The organism is Streptomyces lancefieldiae, from assembly GCF_031845825.1.
GTDB classification, from domain to species: Bacteria; Actinomycetota; Actinomycetes; order Streptomycetales; family Streptomycetaceae; genus Streptomyces; species Streptomyces lancefieldiae.
On the sequence record NZ_JAVRFH010000012.1, the window covers coordinates 43,071 to 59,469 of the forward strand.

General features: G+C 70.0%; 11 protein-coding genes. 7 read left to right on the forward strand and 4 right to left on the reverse strand.

All coding sequences use genetic code 11. The features are described 5' to 3' along the window. Window positions 1–111 precede the first annotated feature (111 nt). Entirely contained in the window at window positions 112–807 is a 696-nt protein-coding gene (locus RM812_RS14670; protein ID WP_311572966.1) for a DUF4232 domain-containing protein, read from the reverse strand. Between the two features lie 766 nt (window positions 808–1,573). Between RM812_RS14670 and RM812_RS14675 the strand changes: the two genes are divergently transcribed. Then, window positions 1,574–1,717, forward strand: coding sequence for a hypothetical protein (locus RM812_RS14675; RefSeq protein WP_311572967.1), 144 nt, complete (start codon window positions 1,574–1,576; stop codon window positions 1,715–1,717). Between the two features lie 335 nt (window positions 1,718–2,052). Further along, window positions 2,053–4,827, forward strand: a complete 2,775-nt coding sequence (locus RM812_RS14680) for a glycosyl hydrolase (protein ID WP_311572968.1) — start codon at window positions 2,053–2,055, stop codon at window positions 4,825–4,827. Between the two features lie 327 nt (window positions 4,828–5,154). Here RM812_RS14680 and RM812_RS14685 read toward each other — a convergent pair whose 3' ends face one another. After that, a complete protein-coding gene (locus tag RM812_RS14685; RefSeq protein ID WP_311572969.1) occupies window positions 5,155–6,585 on the reverse strand; it encodes an endo-1,4-beta-xylanase in 1,431 nt (476 codons plus the stop codon). 756 nt (window positions 6,586–7,341) lie between these two features. On the opposite strand from RM812_RS14685, the gene RM812_RS14690 reads away from it, so the two are divergent. The 3 genes from RM812_RS14690 to RM812_RS14700 all read left to right on the forward strand — a co-directional run bounded on the left by RM812_RS14690 (window position 7,342) and on the right by RM812_RS14700 (window position 12,946). Beyond that, complete coding sequence (locus tag RM812_RS14690; protein ID WP_311572970.1) at window positions 7,342–8,769, forward strand: non-reducing end alpha-L-arabinofuranosidase family hydrolase; 1,428 nt, start codon at window positions 7,342–7,344, stop codon at window positions 8,767–8,769. Window positions 8,770–9,034: 265 nt separating this feature from the next. Then, window positions 9,035–12,136, forward strand: a complete 3,102-nt coding sequence (locus RM812_RS14695) for an amidohydrolase family protein (RefSeq protein WP_311572971.1) — start codon at window positions 9,035–9,037, stop codon at window positions 12,134–12,136. 198 nt (window positions 12,137–12,334) lie between these two features. Continuing rightward, window positions 12,335–12,946 (forward strand): DinB family protein, encoded by a 612-nt coding sequence (locus RM812_RS14700; protein WP_311572972.1) that lies wholly within the window; start codon window positions 12,335–12,337, stop codon window positions 12,944–12,946. A 191-nt stretch (window positions 12,947–13,137) separates the two neighbouring features. Here the strand turns inward: RM812_RS14700 and RM812_RS14705 are convergent, their stop codons facing one another. Both RM812_RS14705 and RM812_RS14710 read right to left on the reverse strand, forming a co-directional pair. Beyond that, the gene (locus RM812_RS14705) at window positions 13,138–13,320 is read right to left on the reverse strand and encodes a DUF397 domain-containing protein (RefSeq protein WP_311572973.1); all 183 of its coding nucleotides are present in this window, start codon (window positions 13,318–13,320) and stop codon (window positions 13,138–13,140) included. Then, complete coding sequence (locus RM812_RS14710) at window positions 13,317–14,186, reverse strand: helix-turn-helix domain-containing protein (protein ID WP_311572974.1); 870 nt, start codon at window positions 14,184–14,186, stop codon at window positions 13,317–13,319. The genes RM812_RS14705 and RM812_RS14710 overlap by 4 nt, the downstream gene beginning before the upstream one ends. Before the next feature lie 189 nt (window positions 14,187–14,375). Here RM812_RS14710 and RM812_RS14715 point away from each other — a divergent pair, with 189 nt between their 5' ends. Together RM812_RS14715 and RM812_RS14720 are read left to right on the forward strand one after the other, a co-directional pair. Next, window positions 14,376–14,612, forward strand: a complete 237-nt coding sequence (locus RM812_RS14715; protein WP_311573101.1) for a DUF2399 domain-containing protein — start codon at window positions 14,376–14,378, stop codon at window positions 14,610–14,612. 529 nt (window positions 14,613–15,141) lie between these two features. Beyond that, on the forward strand, window positions 15,142–15,660 hold the full coding sequence (locus RM812_RS14720; RefSeq protein WP_311572975.1) for a transglycosylase SLT domain-containing protein: 519 nt from the start codon (window positions 15,142–15,144) through the stop codon (window positions 15,658–15,660). Window positions 15,661–16,399 lie beyond the last annotated feature (739 nt).

Here is a 16,399-nt window from a genome sequence, read left to right on the forward strand (position 1 = left end):
GCCCCTCCAATGATCAGTCCGCATCTCATCGATGAGTGCGCGTCTGCCGGGTACGGGCCCGATCGAGTACGGCGGTACGACCGGCGCAGACTACGTCGTCGAAGGGGGAGGTCAGCTCGCCCCGCCCTGGCCGGCGCTGCCGATCGGGCCGACCTCGACGGGGGCGCCGGAGCCGTCGGTGACGGGCAGGCTGGCGGCGCCCGGCCACTGGAGGGAGACCGACTTGGTCTCGTTGGGCGGGGTCACCACGAGTCCGGTGATGCGGACGCCGGAGCCGCCCGAGTCGTTGACCGGGTAGGTGATGCCGAAGGACACCGACTCGCCGTCCTTGAGGATCACGGGGCTGGACTCCTGACCACTGCGCTTGGCGGACAGGTCCCCCGCGTTGGTCTTGAGGTCGACGCCCGCGTAACCGGACAGGGCACAGTCGCGGCCACCGCCGTTCTTGAACGTGACCGCGACCGAGCCCTGGGGGTCGCCGTCGATGGTGCTGTCCGACGCGGTGATGTCCAGTTCGTCGGTGCGGCACTTGCCGGCCTCGGCGTTCGCGTCGGAGCCGTTCCCGGTGGTCGTACCGTTCCCGCCGGAGCTCTTCCCGCCGGAGTTCTTTCCGGTGGAGTCCTTCCCGCCGCCCTGCTCCGAACCGCCCTCCTGGGAGCCGTCCGAGCCCGAACCGCCGCCCGAGGACGACGCGGAGGAGGCGGACGAACCGTCGCTCTGCGCCGTACCGTCATCGCTGTTGCAGGCCGTGAGCGAGAGACCCGCGACAACGGCCAGGGCGGCGAAGGTGAGCTTGCGAACGCGCATCGTTTCTTCCTCAGTCTCAGTCTTGGTGGGAGGTGCCGGCCGCTCGGTCCGAGTCGGTACGAGCGACCGTTTCTGATCACTAGGACCCGCCCGGCCCGGCGAGCCGTTCCGCGTGACCGCGCCCTAGGACACCCCTGTTACATACAGCCCGGCACCAGCCCGGCACCCTGCGGGCCACCCAGGGGAATCCGGCCGGTCCCTCCCGTGCTCCTGCCGTGCCCTCCCTTGACGCCGTCCGGCCCGGAAACGGGCCCGAACGCGGTGCCCCCCGGTTCCGGCCACCCCTCGGCACCGTTTCGCGTTCACCGCCCGCTGGGACAGACCCGTGACCCGGCGGAACTTGACCACGATGGTCGGCACCGTCGTCCACCGCCCTTCCTTGACCAGTACCACGCGCAGACGGCTTCCCGGGCCGGTGCTACGGCTCGCGCAGCAGGCCCCGTGCCCACGTCACCCGCCGCGTGCCGGCCGGTTACGGCAGAGCCCCCGCCACGGACTCCGCCCGCGCCACCTCGGCGCGCGCCGGCCGGAGCGCCGCTTCCGCCCGACCCGACCGGAGTGCATGACACGACGCCCCGGGGGGGGGGCCTGGCGTGACGTGCGACGAACCGGCCACGACGGGCTCCGGCTCGTCCTTGTCCGGCATCGCACCCTGAAGCGGCCTTGCGGCTCACCGCGGTCCCGCAGCACCGGCGGGACGGGACAGGAAGCGTTCCTCATCAGTGAGCAGGAGTGAGTCTCGGACCCAAACCTGGCAGCGGGGGCGTTGCCCGACTGGACGCTGCCCGGCTGGGAGCGGAGTCCGCCGGAGGCCGGCCCGACCTTCGACGCGTCCACGGCGCGGGCGACGCCGGCCGCGTTCGCCGGCGGCGTGATCACGCTCGCCGGGTTCGGCGTCACCGCGCTGTAGGCGCTGGTGGCACTGAGTCAGATCCGGGGCGAGGAGGTCCCCCGGCTGCCGGTGACCGTTGCCGTCGGTCTCGTTCCCTCGCATGCGTCCCGTCAAGACTTGAAGGGACAACGAAGCGAGGACATGTTCAAATGTCCAACTTGCCCCCATAGCCACCTCGTCGTGCGCGATCTATTGACAAGCGCTTTCAGGAGTCTTACTTTTCGGGCCACCTGAGAGCGCTCTCAGGCCGTGCTCTCCCACTCTCCCCACCACGGTCCCGCCGCGACTTCACGTCATTCGGCCCCCGACCGCCGCTGACGAGCCGTCCCTCTCGACGACACGAGGTGCACCCCATGCCAACTCCCCGATCACGGCCGGCTGCCGCGGTGGTCCTGGCCGCCGCACTGGCGGCAGTGGGCCTCGGCCCGGCCGCGACCCCGGCGGCGGCCGCCACCGTCCCCGTAGGAGCCGGGAGTTACTCCGACACCAGACCGTCGGGGACGACCGGCCCCACGACCAACACCGGCGCGCCGGTCACCCCGAAGGTCACACAGGCCGCCAAGGGCAAGCCCGTGCCCACCAACGACTGGTGGTCCTCGCTCGCCTTCCAGCGTTACGGCGACAACCCGTACTCCACGCCCATGTACGGCCACCCGCTCACGTACCAGGCCGTCTCCGGCGGACTGGAGGTCGGCTACCCGACCAGCCCCACCGTCGTGGGCGAGGGACGCCAGTACGAGTACGCGCACAAGCGCGACCTCACCCTCGGGCTGAGCGGGCTCAACTCGCCCGACACCAAGGCCGACGCCTGGTCCGACTGGACGGTCACCCCGTACTGGTCCGACGGCACCCGCACCCTGCGGACCACCATCGGTCACGGCATGCCCTTCGTCTACGCCCAGGGCTCCGGCGGCGACGCCCGGATCACCACCGCCGCCACGCCGACCGTCTTCGCCGACCAGGGCAACGTCGTCGGCGTCACGGTCGGCGGACACCACTACGCCCTCTTCGCGCCGACCGGCAGCGACTGGAACATCTCCGGTACCACGATCACCGCCGGTCTCGGCGGCAAGGACTACTTCTCCCTCGCCGTACTGCCCTCCACGGACGCGCTGGCGACCTTCCGCAGGTACGCGTTCAGCTTCGTCACCGGATCGCAGGTCGACTGGAGCACGTCCGGCGGCACGGTCGGCGCCACGTACAGGCTCACCACCGAGGCCAAGGAGGGCACCGAACGCGGCACCCTCCAGGCCCTCTACCGGCACCAGTGGCTGCACACCACCGACACCCTCACCCCGTACACCTACGTCTCTCCCCGCGGCACCATGAAGGTCCGGGAGAGCGCCTCCTTCACCACCCGCCAGAAGGCCGCCCCGGTCCTGCCCGCGCTGCCGAGGACCAGCGCGGTCGACACGGCCCGGCTGCGCACCTACCTGTCCGAGGTCGCCAACTCGGCCGACCCGTTCTCCGGGGCCGCGGACACCTACTGGACCGGCAAGGCGCTGGGCAAGCTCGCCCAGCTGGTGCCGCTCGCCGACCAGATCGGCGAGACCGCGGTCCGCGACAAGCTCGTCGGCCTGCTCAAGGGCCGTCTGCAGGAGTGGTTCACCGCGGGCGGGGCGAGCGAGTTCTCGTACGACAGGGACTGGAAGACCCTCACCGGCTACCCCGCCTCCTACGGCAGCGACGCCGAGCTCAACGACCACCACTTCCACTACGGCTACTACGTGTACGCCGCCGCGATCGTCGCCCAGTACGACGCCTCCTGGGCCGCGGACTCCGCCTGGGGCGGCATGGTCAGGGCCCTGATCCGCGACACCGCCAACCCGAGCCGCACCGACAGCGCCTTCCCCTTCCTCCGCGGCTTCGACGTCTACGCCGGGCACAGCTGGGCCTCCGGCCACCAGGGCTTCGCGGCCGGCAACAACCAGGAGTCCTCCTCGGAGTCCACCAACCTCAGCGCGGCGCTGGTGCTCTGGGGCTCGGCCACCGGCAACACCGAACTGCGCGACCTCGGCAGCTATCTGCTCGCCACCGAGGGCGAGGCGATCGCGCAGTACTGGTTCGACGCCGACCAGCAGGTCTTTCCCGGCTCCTTCACCCACGACACGGTCGGCATGGTGTGGGGCAGCGGCGGGGCGTACTCCACCTGGTGGACCGCCAACCCGGAGGAGATCCACGGCATCAACGTCCTGCCCGTGACCGCGGGAAGCACCCCGCACCTCGCCGGACACAAGGACGCGATCCGGCGCAACATCGCGGAGTTGGAGCGCGAGAACGGCGGGCCCGCCGTCGAATGGCGCGACATCCTCTGGGAGTTCCAGTCGCTGGCCGACCCGGCCACCGCGAAGGCGAAGTGGGACGCCGGCCACGCCGGATACACCCCGGAGCAGGGTGAGTCCAAGGCGCACACGTACCACTGGATCACCACCCTGGACGCGCTCGGCGCCCCCGACCCGTCGGTGACCGGCGACCTGCCCACGTCGGCGGTGTTCACCCGGAACGGCACCCGCACCTACGCCGCCCACAACCACGGTTCCACGGCCCGCACGGTCACCTTCTCCGACGGCAAGAGCCTCACCGTGCCCGCCCGTTCCACCGCGACGGGGACCGGCACCGACACCGGCGGCCCGGACCCCGAGCCGTCCACCGGCAACACCTTCCGGCTCCGCTCCGGCGGCGCCCTCACCACGGCCACCGGCGGCACGGCTGTCAGCGACACCGTCCCCTCGGCCGAGGGCCGCAACCACGACGGCACCCCGAACAAGCCGCTCGTCTACGAAGCCAAGGGGGTCAACGCCACCCTCAAGGCGGGCGCGTCCACGGCGTTCCGCCTCCCGGTGGACGCCGGCACCGCGGTCGGCCTCGGCCAGCAGGCCCGCATCAGCTACGACCTCACCGGCGACGGCACCTTCGACCGGACCGAGACCTATCAGTACTTCGCCACCGACCCGGTCACGGGCTGGGAGGAGTACAACCAGACCCGCGGCCTGAAGGCCGCCACCGGCACCCTCGCGAACCTGCGCGGGGGAACGGTGCGGCTGGAGGTCTGGAGCGCGATCGGCAACGCGAGCGCGCTGCTGCGCACCGGCGGCGACACGTCCGTGGTGGTCATTCCCTACGAGTGACGCACGCGGCGGCCTCCGGCAGGTGAGGCGGCGGGTGCGGGGCTCCGGCCCCGCGCCCGCCGCTCCGCGCTGTGTCCGCCCAGGGGGCGGTGACGCGCACGTGCCGGCCGGCCGCACCCACTCGGTCTGGCCGGGTACGGCGACCTGGCCCTGTCCTGCACCCGGACGGCATCGGAACCGGACCTCGGTGAGTCGCTGACCGTCGACGACGTGCTGAACGAGGCCGCCGACGGGGGAGACCCGACCGAGCCGCCGGCCGGGTCACCGCCCCCGGTGGACGACGTCACCGAGCCGTCCCGGCGGGCGCCGGATCACCGAGGCGTCCCCTCAGGTGCGGGTCCAGCGTTGGTTGCTGCCGTTCGAGCAGGAGTAGAGCTGGACCAGGGTGCCGTTGGCGGTGCCGCCTGCGACGGCGTCGAGGCAGAGGCCGGACTGGACGCCGACGACGGATCCGTCGGAGTTGAGCCGCCACTTCTGGTTGTCGCCGCCCCAGCAGCTGTAGATCTGGACTTTGGAGCCGTTGCCGGTGCCGGCGGCGTCCAGGCACTTGTCGCCGTAGACCCTGAGCTCGCCGGCGTCGGTGTACGTCCACTGCTGGTTGGTGCCGTTGTGGCAGTCCCACAGCTGGAGCTGGGTGCCGTCGGTGGTGCCGGCGCTGGGCACGTCCAGGCAGCGGCCCGAACCGACGCCCTTGATCTGCCCGGATTCCGCAGGGGGCGTGGTGGAGCCGCCGTTGAGCGCGTTGAGGACGGCGGTGTAGGCGGGCTTCTTGCTTCCGTCGCCGTTGAACAGCAGCGGCGTCTGCTCCGATCGCCAGGAGTCGGTGTCGCGCACGCCCCAGACGGTGATGCCGAGGCAGCGCGGGACGGCCAGGCAGTCGTTGGTCACGTTGGCGTAGGTCGAGGCCGGGGCGCCCTGGATGTCGAGTTCGGTGACGGCCACGTCGACGCCGAGGGCGGCGAAGTTCTGCAGGGTGGTGCGGAAGTTGCTGTTGTAGGGGCTGCCGCTGTTGAAATGCGACTGGAAGCCGACGCAGTCGATCGGCACGCCGCGCTGCTTGAAGTCCCGGACCATGGCGTACATGGCCTGGGTCTTGGCCCAGGTCCAGTCCTCGACGTTGTAGTCGTTGTAGCAGAGCTTGGCCGCCGGGTCGGCGGCGCGCGCGGTGCGGAAGGCGACCTCGATCCAGTCGTTGCCGGTGCGCTGCAGGTTCGAGTCCCGCCGGGCCCCCGAACCGCCGTCGGCGAAGGCTTCGTTCACGACGTCCCACTGGGTGATCTTGCCCTTGTAGTGGGCCATCACGCCGTTGATGTGGTCGATCATCGCCTGGCGCAGCGCGCTGCCGCTGAGGTTCTGCATCCAGCCGGGCTGCTGGGAGTGCCAGGCCAGGGTGTGGCCGCGCACCTGCTTGCCGTTCTGCACCGCCCAGTTGTAGACGCGATCAGCAGCGGTGAAGTTGAACTGGCCGCGCTGCGGTTCGGTGGCATCGATCTTCATCTCGTTCTCGGCCGTCACCGAGTTGAACTCACGGCCCGCGATCGTCGTGTACGTCGAGTCGCCCAGCTTGCCCGAGGCGATGGCGGTGCCGAAGTAGCGGCCGCTCTGCGCCGCCGCGGCGCCGAGCGTGCTCTCGGCGGCGTGTGCTCTCGGCGGTGCGACCAGTGCGGTGACCGCACCGAGGACGCCGACGACCAGGGCCAACAGCAGGCCGCGGATCTTCCGGCGGGTAACGGGTCTGGGAAGGGCGTACGAGCCCATGACTGTGCCTCCAAGGTAGAAATCACGGAAGGGCTGAAGCGCAGGGGATTGCGTCGTCCGCTCCCACGCGGCAGACGGACGGATCAGACACCGAGGTCATGGGGACCGCTGGGTTGGCGCAGGTATCGAGCTGCGGCCGGTTCCTCAGACAGGAATGATTGAGGCATTGACGATGCATCGTCAATGCCTCATGTGGAAAAAGTTTCTGCTTCATGTCCGAAACTTTCGAAGCTCCCGTGTGTCGGCCGGTGAACCTCCCAAGCCGTGCTCGGCGGATGCCGTAGGGCCGGGTCGGAGCGGGGTGTGGGGACGATTCTGGCCGACGTGGCAGCCTGCCCGGCCGTTTCGGGCGCGGGTGCCCGCAAAAGTTTCGGCTCTGTCGGCGACGCATGCGAGAGGTGTTGACGCCGTTCACCGGTTCCCTATCATTCAGGTTGCCCGACACTTCGACGTTCGTTCGATATCACGAACATGGTGGGTCTCTCCGCCGCGCAGCAGGGCGACGCCGGGTCGGTCACCCGAACGCAGAGCCGCAAGGAGCCGTGCGCATGGATGTGTCATGGACTCGCCAACTCACTGTCGTCGCCGCCGAAGGCTCCGGGCGCCACCGGTCGTTCAGAAGGGCGCGAAGGACCGGGAAGTCACAAGTGGCCTGCCGCGGTGCTCACGGCAGGTTCACACCGCACTGCACCGACCGTCCGGACAACCTCTGACGAGGCCGACCGGAACCGCTCACTCAAGGTTGAGGAAGTCCCCATGCACAGAGGAAAGCTCAACGGCGGGCACACGTCCGCGGTGCTCGCGGCCGTGGCCGCGGCTCTCGCCGCGTTGGCGGCGATGCTCGTCGCCACCACCCCGGCTCAGGCGGCCACCAGTGGCGCCCTGCGCGGTGTGGGTTCGAACCGGTGTCTCGACGTGCTGGGCGGTGGTCAGACCGACGGCACGCTCCTGCAGATCCACGACTGCTGGGGCGGGACCAACCAGCAGTGGACGTCGACGGACACCAACCAGCTCACCGTGTACGGCAACAAATGCCTGGATGTTCCGGGGCACGCCACCACGCCCGGTACACGGGTGCAGATCTGGTCCTGTTCCGGCGGTGCGAACCAGCAGTGGCGGGTGAACACCGACGGCACGGTCGTCGGCGTGCAGTCCGGGCTGTGCCTGGAGGCCGCGGGGGCCGGAACGGCCAACGGTACGGCGGTGCAGATCGGCACGTGCAACGGCGCCGGCAACCAGAAGTGGACCGGCCTGACCGGGACGCCGCCGACGGACGGCCCGTGCTCCCTTCCGTCGACGTACCGGTGGTCGTCGACGGGCGTGCTCGCGCAGCCGGCGAACGGGTGGGCCGCGGTGAAGGACTTCACCACCGTGACCCACAACGGCAGGCATCTGGTCTACGCGTCGAACGTGTCGGGATCGTCCTACGGCTCGATGATGTTCAGCCCCTTCACGAACTGGTCGGACATGGCGTCGACCGGCCAGACCGGGATGAGTCAGGCCGCGGTGGCGCCCACGCTGTTCTACTTCGCGCCCAAGAACATCTGGGTACTGGCCTACCAGTGGGGTGCGTGGCCCTTCATCTACCGCACGTCGAGCGACCCCACCAACCCCAACGGCTGGTCCGCTCCGCAGCCGCTGTTCACCGGGAGCATCTCCGGCTCCGACACCGGCCCGATCGACCAGACCCTGATCGCCGACGGCCAGAACATGTACCTGTTCTTCGCCGGTGACAACGGCAAGATCTATCGGGCGAGCATGCCGATCGGGAACTTCCCGGGCAACTTCGGCTCGTCGTACACGACGATCATGAGCGACACGAAGGCCAACCTGTTCGAGGGCGTACAGGTCTACAAGGTTCAGGGCCAGAACCAGTACCTCATGATCGTCGAGGCGATGGGCGCGAACGGGCGCTACTTCCGCTCCTTCACGGCCTCCAGCCTGAGCGGATCGTGGACCCCGCAGGCCGCGAGCGAGAGCAACCCCTTCGCGGGCAAGGCCAACAGCAGTGCCACCTGGACCAACGACATCAGTCACGGTGACCTGGTCCGCGACAACCCCGACCAGACCATGACCATCGACCCCTGCAACCTGCAGTTCCTCTACCAGGGCAAGTCCCCCACCGCGGGCGGCCCCTACGACCAACTGCCGTGGCGGCCGGGTGTCCTCACCCTGCGGCGCTGACCTCCCCGGTCGCTGACCGACCTCTCCGAGGAACCCCAGCCGTGCGGCGGCCGGGCGGTGTTCACCGACATCGCCCTGTGCGGCCACTCGCGCAGCGGCACAAGAAGCAGGGCTCCGTACACCCCTCGACCGGGCATAGCACCTCATGAAGAAGGCGCCCGGTGGCGGGCGCCTCGTACGGATCGAGGGATGTGCTGTGAACGAAGCGTCTTCTGCGGCATCACCGGAAGAAGCCGAGTCCGGCCGAGGGGCGAAGGCGTCACCGGTGTCCCGCCGCGGCTTCCTGGCAGGCGCCGGAGCCGCGGTGGCGCTGACGTCGTCGGCCGGGCCGAGTGCCGTCGCGGCCGGTCCCCGCACCGGCGGCACAGGCAGCCTGCGGCTGGGCGCGGGTACCACCTTCGGGGCACGGGTCTCGCCCGACGGCCGGTGGATCGCCCTCGACCTACTGGGGGTCCTGTGGGTGATGCCGGCGTCGGGCGGGCCCGCGCGGCGGCTGACCAGCGACCTGTTCGACATCGCGCAGCCCGACTGGTCGCCGGACAGCAGCCGGTTGGTCTTCCAGTCCTACCGCGACGGTGTCTTCAACCTCTGGACCGTCCGGCCCGACGGCAGTGGGGTGCGCCGGCTGACCGAGGGCCCCTTCGACCACCGGGAGCCTCGCTGGTCGCCGGACGGGCGCACGATCGTCTTCTCGGGCGACGCGACGGGCAGTTACGCGATCCAGACCTACGACGTCGGCAGCGGACGGGTCGGCGTACTCGCCGACGGTCCCGGCGAGGAGTACGAACCGGCCTGGTCGCCGGACGGCAACCAGGTGGCCTTCGTGGTGGACAACACCCGTATCGAGGTCGTGGACCGCACCACCGGCCGGCGCGGCACCCGTGTCACCGTGCCCGCGGGCCAGGTGATCCACCAGCCGGAATGGACCCCGGACGGTACCGGCCTGGTCCACCACCTGACCTACGACGGGCGCTGCCACCTGATGACCGGTGACACGCCCCTGGTGGAAGACCAGGAGACGTTCCCGTTCAGGGTGTCCTGGCTCGATCAGGAACGCTTCCTCTACACCGCGGACGGCCGGATCCACGTGCGGTCACTCCACGGCTCGGGCACCCGGACCATCGGCTTCTCCGCCGCCGTCACGGTCCGCAGGCCGCGGTACACCAGGCGCCGGTCCGACTTCGAGAGCACCGGTCCACGGCCCGTGCGCGGAATCGGTGGCCCGGTGCTGTCCCCCGACGGGGAGCACGTCGCCTTCCGCGCGCTCAACGACATCTACGTCATGAAGTTCGGCCGTGCGCCACAACCCCTGACCCGCGACCACTGGTGGAAGTGCGATCCCGCCTGGTCGCCCGACGGGAAGCGGCTGGCGTACTCGACGGACCGTGGCGGGACGCTCGACATCTGGATCAGGGATCTCGCCACGGGCCGGGACCGGCAACTGACCGACCTCGGTACCAGGGCGGCGGTGTCGGCGGCATGGTCGCCCAGCGGAAAGGAGATCGCCTTCCTGGACCAGGACGGCGCGCTGTGGACCGCCGACGTGGCGGCCGGCGACGTGCGCCGTGTCTTCACCGCGACGTTCGAGCCCGGGAGACCCACCTGGTCCCCCGACGGTGAAACGATCGCCCTGGCAGCCGTGAAACCGTACTCGGGCAGATTCCGTGAAGGGCTGAGCCAGATCCTGCTCGTCGACCGGGCCACCGGGCGGGGCAGGTACGTCGAGGCCGTGGCCGGCCGCTCGATCCAGACGCGGGGGGACGACGGACCCGTCTGGTCCCCCGACGGCAGGCGCATGGCGTTCGCGGTCGCGAGCCTCCTGTACACCGTGGACGTCGCCACGGACGGTACGCCGGTCGGTGAACCCCGGCAGATCACCGGCGAAGTGACCGACGCGCCGTCATGGAGCGGCGACTCGAAGCACCTCCTGTACCTCAGCAACGGCAGGCTCCGCCTCGTACCGGCGGACGGCGGGCGCCCTCGCACGGTCGCCGTGCCACTGACGTGGACCGCCGTCCGTCCGCCGGCGCGCACCGTGGTCCACGCGGGCCGGATGTGGGACGGCCTCCGCCGGCAGATCCGGCGCGACGTCGACATCGTCATCGAAGGACACCGGATCAGGGCCGTGGAGCCGCACACCGAGGGCCGGGCGGGCAGGCGCATCGACGCGCGCGACCGACTGGTGATGCCCGGACTCATCGACATGCACCACCACCGGGAGATGCAGGGCTACGCCTACGGCGACCGGCAGGGACGGCTCTGGCTCTCCCTGGGCGTGACCACCACGAGGTCTCCGGGGAGCCCCGCCTACCACATGGTCGAGGAGCGCGAGGCCACCCGGTCCGGCGCCCGGATCGCGCCCAGGTACTTCGCGACGGGCGAGGCGGTCGACGGGCCGCGCGTCTACTACAACTTCATGCGCCCCACGTTCACCGACGCTCAGCTGAAGCTCGAACTGGAGCGTGCGAAAAGTCTGGAGTACGACCTGGTGAAGTGCTATGTCCGCCTGCCGGCCGTGTGGCACAAGCGGGTCGTCGCCTTCGCCCACGGCCTCGGAATCCCCGTCACCTCGCACTACCACTACCCGGCCATGGCGTTCGGCGGTGACGCCATGGAACACACGGGGGCGACGAACCGGTTCGGCTACTCGCGCACCGTGACACCGCTCGGAACGGGCTACTCCGACGTCACCGATCTCTTCGTCGCGTCGGACATGGCCCGCACACCGACCCTCTTCGGTTCCACCACGCTGTACCGGGAGGACAGATCCCTGGTCGAAGACCGCCGGGTACGGACTCTCAATCCCCCGTGGCGGATGGCCGCCCTGCGGGAGAGCGCCGACGCGGCGAGCCGGACCGACCAGACCGCGCGGCGTGCGCATCTCCAGGCGCAGGTCCGCCAGGCCCTCGACATCTTCCGCAGGGGAGGCCGCATCGTCGCCGGCACCGACGCCCCGATCGACCACGCGGCAGTCAGCCTGCACATGAACCTGCGGGCCATGGTCACCTACGGGTTCACTCCGTACGAGGCACTGGTGACCGCGACGAGCCTGGCGGGGGAGGCATTGCACGAAGACCTCGGCCGGATCGCACCCGGCATGTACGCCGACCTCGCTGTCGTCGACGGTGATCCCCTCACCGACATCAAGGACGCCGCCAACGTCGGGCAGGTGCTCGTGTCGGGAATCGCGCACACCGTCGACTCCCTGATGCGGCCGTTCTCCGAGGCCCCGGTGTCCGGCTTCCGGAAGCCGGACGGGGGCGGCACCGTGCTGCCTCCGGTGCCCGACCACCCGGCCAACGGCGCGTTCTGGTGGCACGGGCACGCGTACGTGGAGGAGGCACGGCACGCCTGCTGCAGCGGGTGAAGGACGCCGGGCCGGCGGTGGGCCGTATCCCCGCGCGGCCCGACGCGTCCGGTAGCAGGTGGTCTCGCGCGGCACGTCCCGCGAACTTCTTGTAGCAGGTCGGGGCGGAGGCCATGGCCGGGCCTCGGCTCCGTCGGTCGTTGCGGACCATGTACGGGATCTTGAGGCCACCAGCAGCCCATGGCAGGCTCATGCCGCGTGATCGATGAATTCGCGAAAGACGACCTGCACGGGAGACTGCGGCGGGACCGCGAGGCGCTGCTCTGGAAACTCGACGGCTTGTCCGAATACGACGCCCGCCGACCTCTGACAGCGACCGGGACCAACCTCCTCGGCCTGGTCAAACACGTGGCCGGCGTCGAGGCCAGGTACTTCGGCGAGGTCTTCGACCGCCCTTCCCCGGAACCGCTGCCCCGGTGGCAGGACCACGACGGCAGCGATCTGTGGGCGACCGAGGACGAGACGCGCGACCAGATCATCGGGTTCTACCGGCGCACGTGGGAACACGCGGACGCGACGATCAACGAGCTTCCCCTCGACGCCCCCGGCCACGTGCCGTGGTGGCCGGAGCCTCGCCCCAACACGAACCTGTTCGCCGTCATGGTCCACGTCCTCAGCGAGTCCGTCCGGCATGCAGGGCACGCCGACATCCTGCGCGAGGGCCTCGACGGCCGGACCGGGCTGCGCGCCGAACACGAGCAGCGGATCGACGAGGAAGCCCGTGCGGCCCACTGCGCGAAGATCGAGCAGGCCGCCAGGTCGGCCGCACCGGTCAAGGCTCAGTACTCCAGCAGGCGGATCGTGTCCTGAGCTGCGTTGTGGTGGGCCAGAGTGTCCTCCAGCGGGCCGGGATGACGCTCACCCCGGCCGAGCAGCCGGACGTCACGGAGAGCACGGACCCCCGGCGCCTGGGCCGCGAGGAACTGAAGGCCGCGGTCCCTGCTGTTCGTGAGCCCTGCTGTTCCTCCCGGTTCAGCAGGGCTCACGTCCTTGGGTAACTCTCAGGCCTCCCCGACGAACCCCGCCCACGCCTCACGCGAGACACGGACGACCGGCCCGGCCTCGGACTTGGAGTCCCGGACGTGTACGACATCCTCACCGGCCGCGACCTCGACGCACTGGGCGCCCTCGGTGTCGCTGTAGCTGCTCTTGAACCAGGTGAGTTCGGACTCGGCGGTGTTCATAGCTCTCCCAGCAACTTCTCGACGAACTGCGAGGACTCTCGCGGACTGAGAGCCTGTGATCGGATGATCCCATAGCGTGCCGCGGCGAGAACCGTCTGTTCAGGGTCGGCTACGAGTGAGCTGATCGCATGCGCCTCGGAGTAGACGAACTTATTGCCGTCCTTCCGAGTGACGATGGTGAACGGCCCGTTCACGCCCGCGTTGTCCTCGCAGTCGAGCGGCATGATCTGCATCTCGACGTTCCGCTTCTGCCCGATCAAAAGGAGGTACTCCAGCTGGCCGCGCAGTACGCCCTTGCCGCCGTAGCGTTGCCGCAACACCGCCTCGGTCATTACGAACCCCAGTAGTGGCGCGGGCTGCCGGTCGAAGATGTCCTGCCGGGCCAGCCGCGCGGTCACTCGCTGATCGATCGTTTCTTGGGTCAGGGGCGGACGCCTCATACCAAGCAGGGCCCGCATGTACTCCTCAGTCTGGAGCAGGCCGTTGACGATGAGCGCGTCGTACATGAGCAGCTCGACGCACTCCTTCTCCAGCTTTGCCATCCCCCGGAAACGAACCGGATACTGAGCCCGCTCCACCTGCTCCTTCCACACCGTCAGCAGCCCGCCCGCGTCCAGAACCTCGTCGGCACGCTCGATGGTCCTGGGTGACGGGATCCGCCGCCCCTGCTCGTACGACGCGACCGTGGACGCCGAATACCCGATCCGCCGCCCGAACTCCTCCCGCTCCAGCCCCGCCCGTACCCGCAGTGTCTTCATCGTCTGCCCGAACGCGACGATCACGGCCTGGCCGGACGTGTCCGCCGTCGCCTGGTTCGCGTCGTCCGCCACCACGGTGTCGGCCCCTTCGCGTGCAACCTCGGTCATCGCTACCGCCTCCCTGGCCCAACGCCGCCCCGGCGGCCTCGTCACGCCGTGCGCCTCGTACCCGTACCGCCCCAACGCGTACAACGGGCCGCGTCGGTGCGTCACCGCTGGTGACGTTACGCGACCGAAGGCACCGTTGTCGGCGTGACGAGCCAACTCCCCAGCCCCATCAACGCACCCCAATGGGGGGTGCGCATCGCCACAGCACTGGCGCGAAGCGTCCCTTGGCGGCCGTGGCGCTACACGGCGGCGGAATACCGAGCAGCGGTGACCGCAGTGCCCGAAGCCCCGGATGTGACGGGCCCGCCCGCCGCGACCCCCTGGGACCCGGCCCTGGCCGTCGCTCTCGCCGAGTGCGGTGTCCGGGCCGAGGAGGAAACAGTGCTGAACGACCTGCTCACGGACCTCGGCACGCGGTCCCGCTGAGGCGCGTCCCCCGGCCGCGGCGGGCGCGGAATCCTGCGCGTACCGACTGGCACATCGTCATCACGAGCGTTCTCGTGCACCACCTCGCCCGGTACCGGGACGCCGGCCTTCCTGACGACCCCGAACGGTGACTGCGCCGTTTCGTCGAGTGAGGCACCCGTCTCCGCAGGGTGACGAGAGGTGACCGCCGGGTGACCGGCTCTGTGAGGGCGCGCACAGGGCTCACGTCACATGGGGCCGAGGTTAGTAGACGCCCGACGGCCGCTCGCCCGCGTGGTCGCCGACCGTCCGGGCGAGTCACGCGGCCGGTCTGCGAAGCGGCGTAGTAGGTCACACACTTGTCGCGGCGCCGGAGCGTTCCGCAGTGTGGTCGGCGTACCGGGGAGCCGAGCGCCGGGACCGGACGGGAAGAGCCCGTCCGTGATCCAGACACCGGCCCTGATGACGCGAAGCCGCGTCCAACGCGGACACCGCGTCGCCGACCCCCCGTCGGCCTCCCCATCACGTTCCCGAATGGAGAGGTACACCCGTGAACGCCATCATGCGCCGCCCCAACTTCCGCAAGTCCGCCGTGGCCTCCCTCGCCGCTGCGGGCGCCGCCGCCGTCACCCTCACCCTCGCCCCGAGCCCGGCGCACGCCGCCGAGCCGGCCAAGGCATCCACCGCGCAGACCCAGGCTCAGACCGACGAGATCAAGGCCATCGTCAAGGCCGGCGAGAAGAAGCACGGCGACGACCTCGACGGCTGGATCCGCACCGCCCTGGACGTCATGGACGCCAAGAACATCCCCGGCACCTACGAGGGCCTGCACCGCAACATCATGCGCGAGTCGTCCGGCAACCCGAACGCGCAGAACAACTGGGACGTAAACGCCCAGAACGGCATCCCCTCGAAGGGCCTGCTCCAGACGATCCAGCCCACCTTCGACGCCTACCACGTCAAGGGCACGAAGGACTCCATCACCGACCCGGTCGCCAACATCGTCGCCGCCTGCAACTACGCGGCCGACAAGTACGGCTCCATGGACAACGTCGACTCCGCCTACTGACCGGCGGACCCACCGACCGCCTGAGCCCCCGGGACCGCGGGTCCGGGGGGGGGGCGGGGGGGGCCCTGGCCGCCGGGGGGGCCGGGTGGGACGACACGGCCCTCGGGCCCCGCCTGCGTCGCACCCCGTGCGTCCCGGAAAAGTCCCAGAGGTGCCACCACGCCCCCTACGCCGTACGGAGCCTGTCCGACGGTTGAGCGGGCCGTCGGCAGGCTCCGAGGGACCTGGCCCGGCCCTGCACGCGGCTCAGTCGAACAGGCTGTGCCGGCGCGGTCTCGCCCGACAGGATCTCCTCGTCCATGAGTCGCTCAGGCCGACGCCCTGCCCGTGACCCATCACGTGTGCAGTGCCGGGCAATCCGTTCCCCAGCCCCTGAGACCGACAGCCTCCTGACTCGGCCCAAAAGTCCCTGAGAAGTCCCACAGGCGAAGCCGAACCCCCTCCTGGCTCGCATAAGTGCGGGTCAGGAGGGGGGTAACGGCGCTGATTCTGACGGCTTTCAGATGTCCCGGGAGAGACCAGCCGACGTGGTGACCTGCGGTGATGAGGGATCCTTGGTCGCCGACCTGCGTGAATGGCCTTTCAGTTGTTTCATGCTCGTGCCGGTTGATGGAGGCGGAAGTCCCAGAAAAGTCCCAGAGGATTCCCACCACTGACGGACGCCCTTTCGGTTCTACTCGACGTAGGGCAGCGCGGCGAGGCCGGCTCTGCGCTGGAGTCGGCTTTGTTCCTCCGTGGC

What these genes read in the sequence shown, in the direction of transcription:
- RM812_RS14670 (WP_311572966.1), bottom strand. Translation starts at nt 807, where the DNA reads ATGCGCGTTCGCAAGCTCACCTTCGCCGCCCTGGCCGTTGTCGCGGGT.
- RM812_RS14680 (WP_311572968.1), top strand. Translation starts at nt 2,053, where the DNA reads ATGCCAACTCCCCGATCACGGCCGGCTGCCGCGGTGGTCCTGGCCGCC.
- RM812_RS14685 (WP_311572969.1), bottom strand. Translation starts at nt 6,585, where the DNA reads ATGGGCTCGTACGCCCTTCCCAGACCCGTTACCCGCCGGAAGATCCGC.
- RM812_RS14690 (WP_311572970.1), top strand. Translation starts at nt 7,342, where the DNA reads ATGCACAGAGGAAAGCTCAACGGCGGGCACACGTCCGCGGTGCTCGCG.
- RM812_RS14705 (WP_311572973.1), bottom strand. Translation starts at nt 13,320, where the DNA reads ATGAACACCGCCGAGTCCGAACTCACCTGGTTCAAGAGCAGCTACAGC.
- RM812_RS14710 (WP_311572974.1), bottom strand. Translation starts at nt 14,186, where the DNA reads ATGACCGAGGTTGCACGCGAAGGGGCCGACACCGTGGTGGCGGACGAC.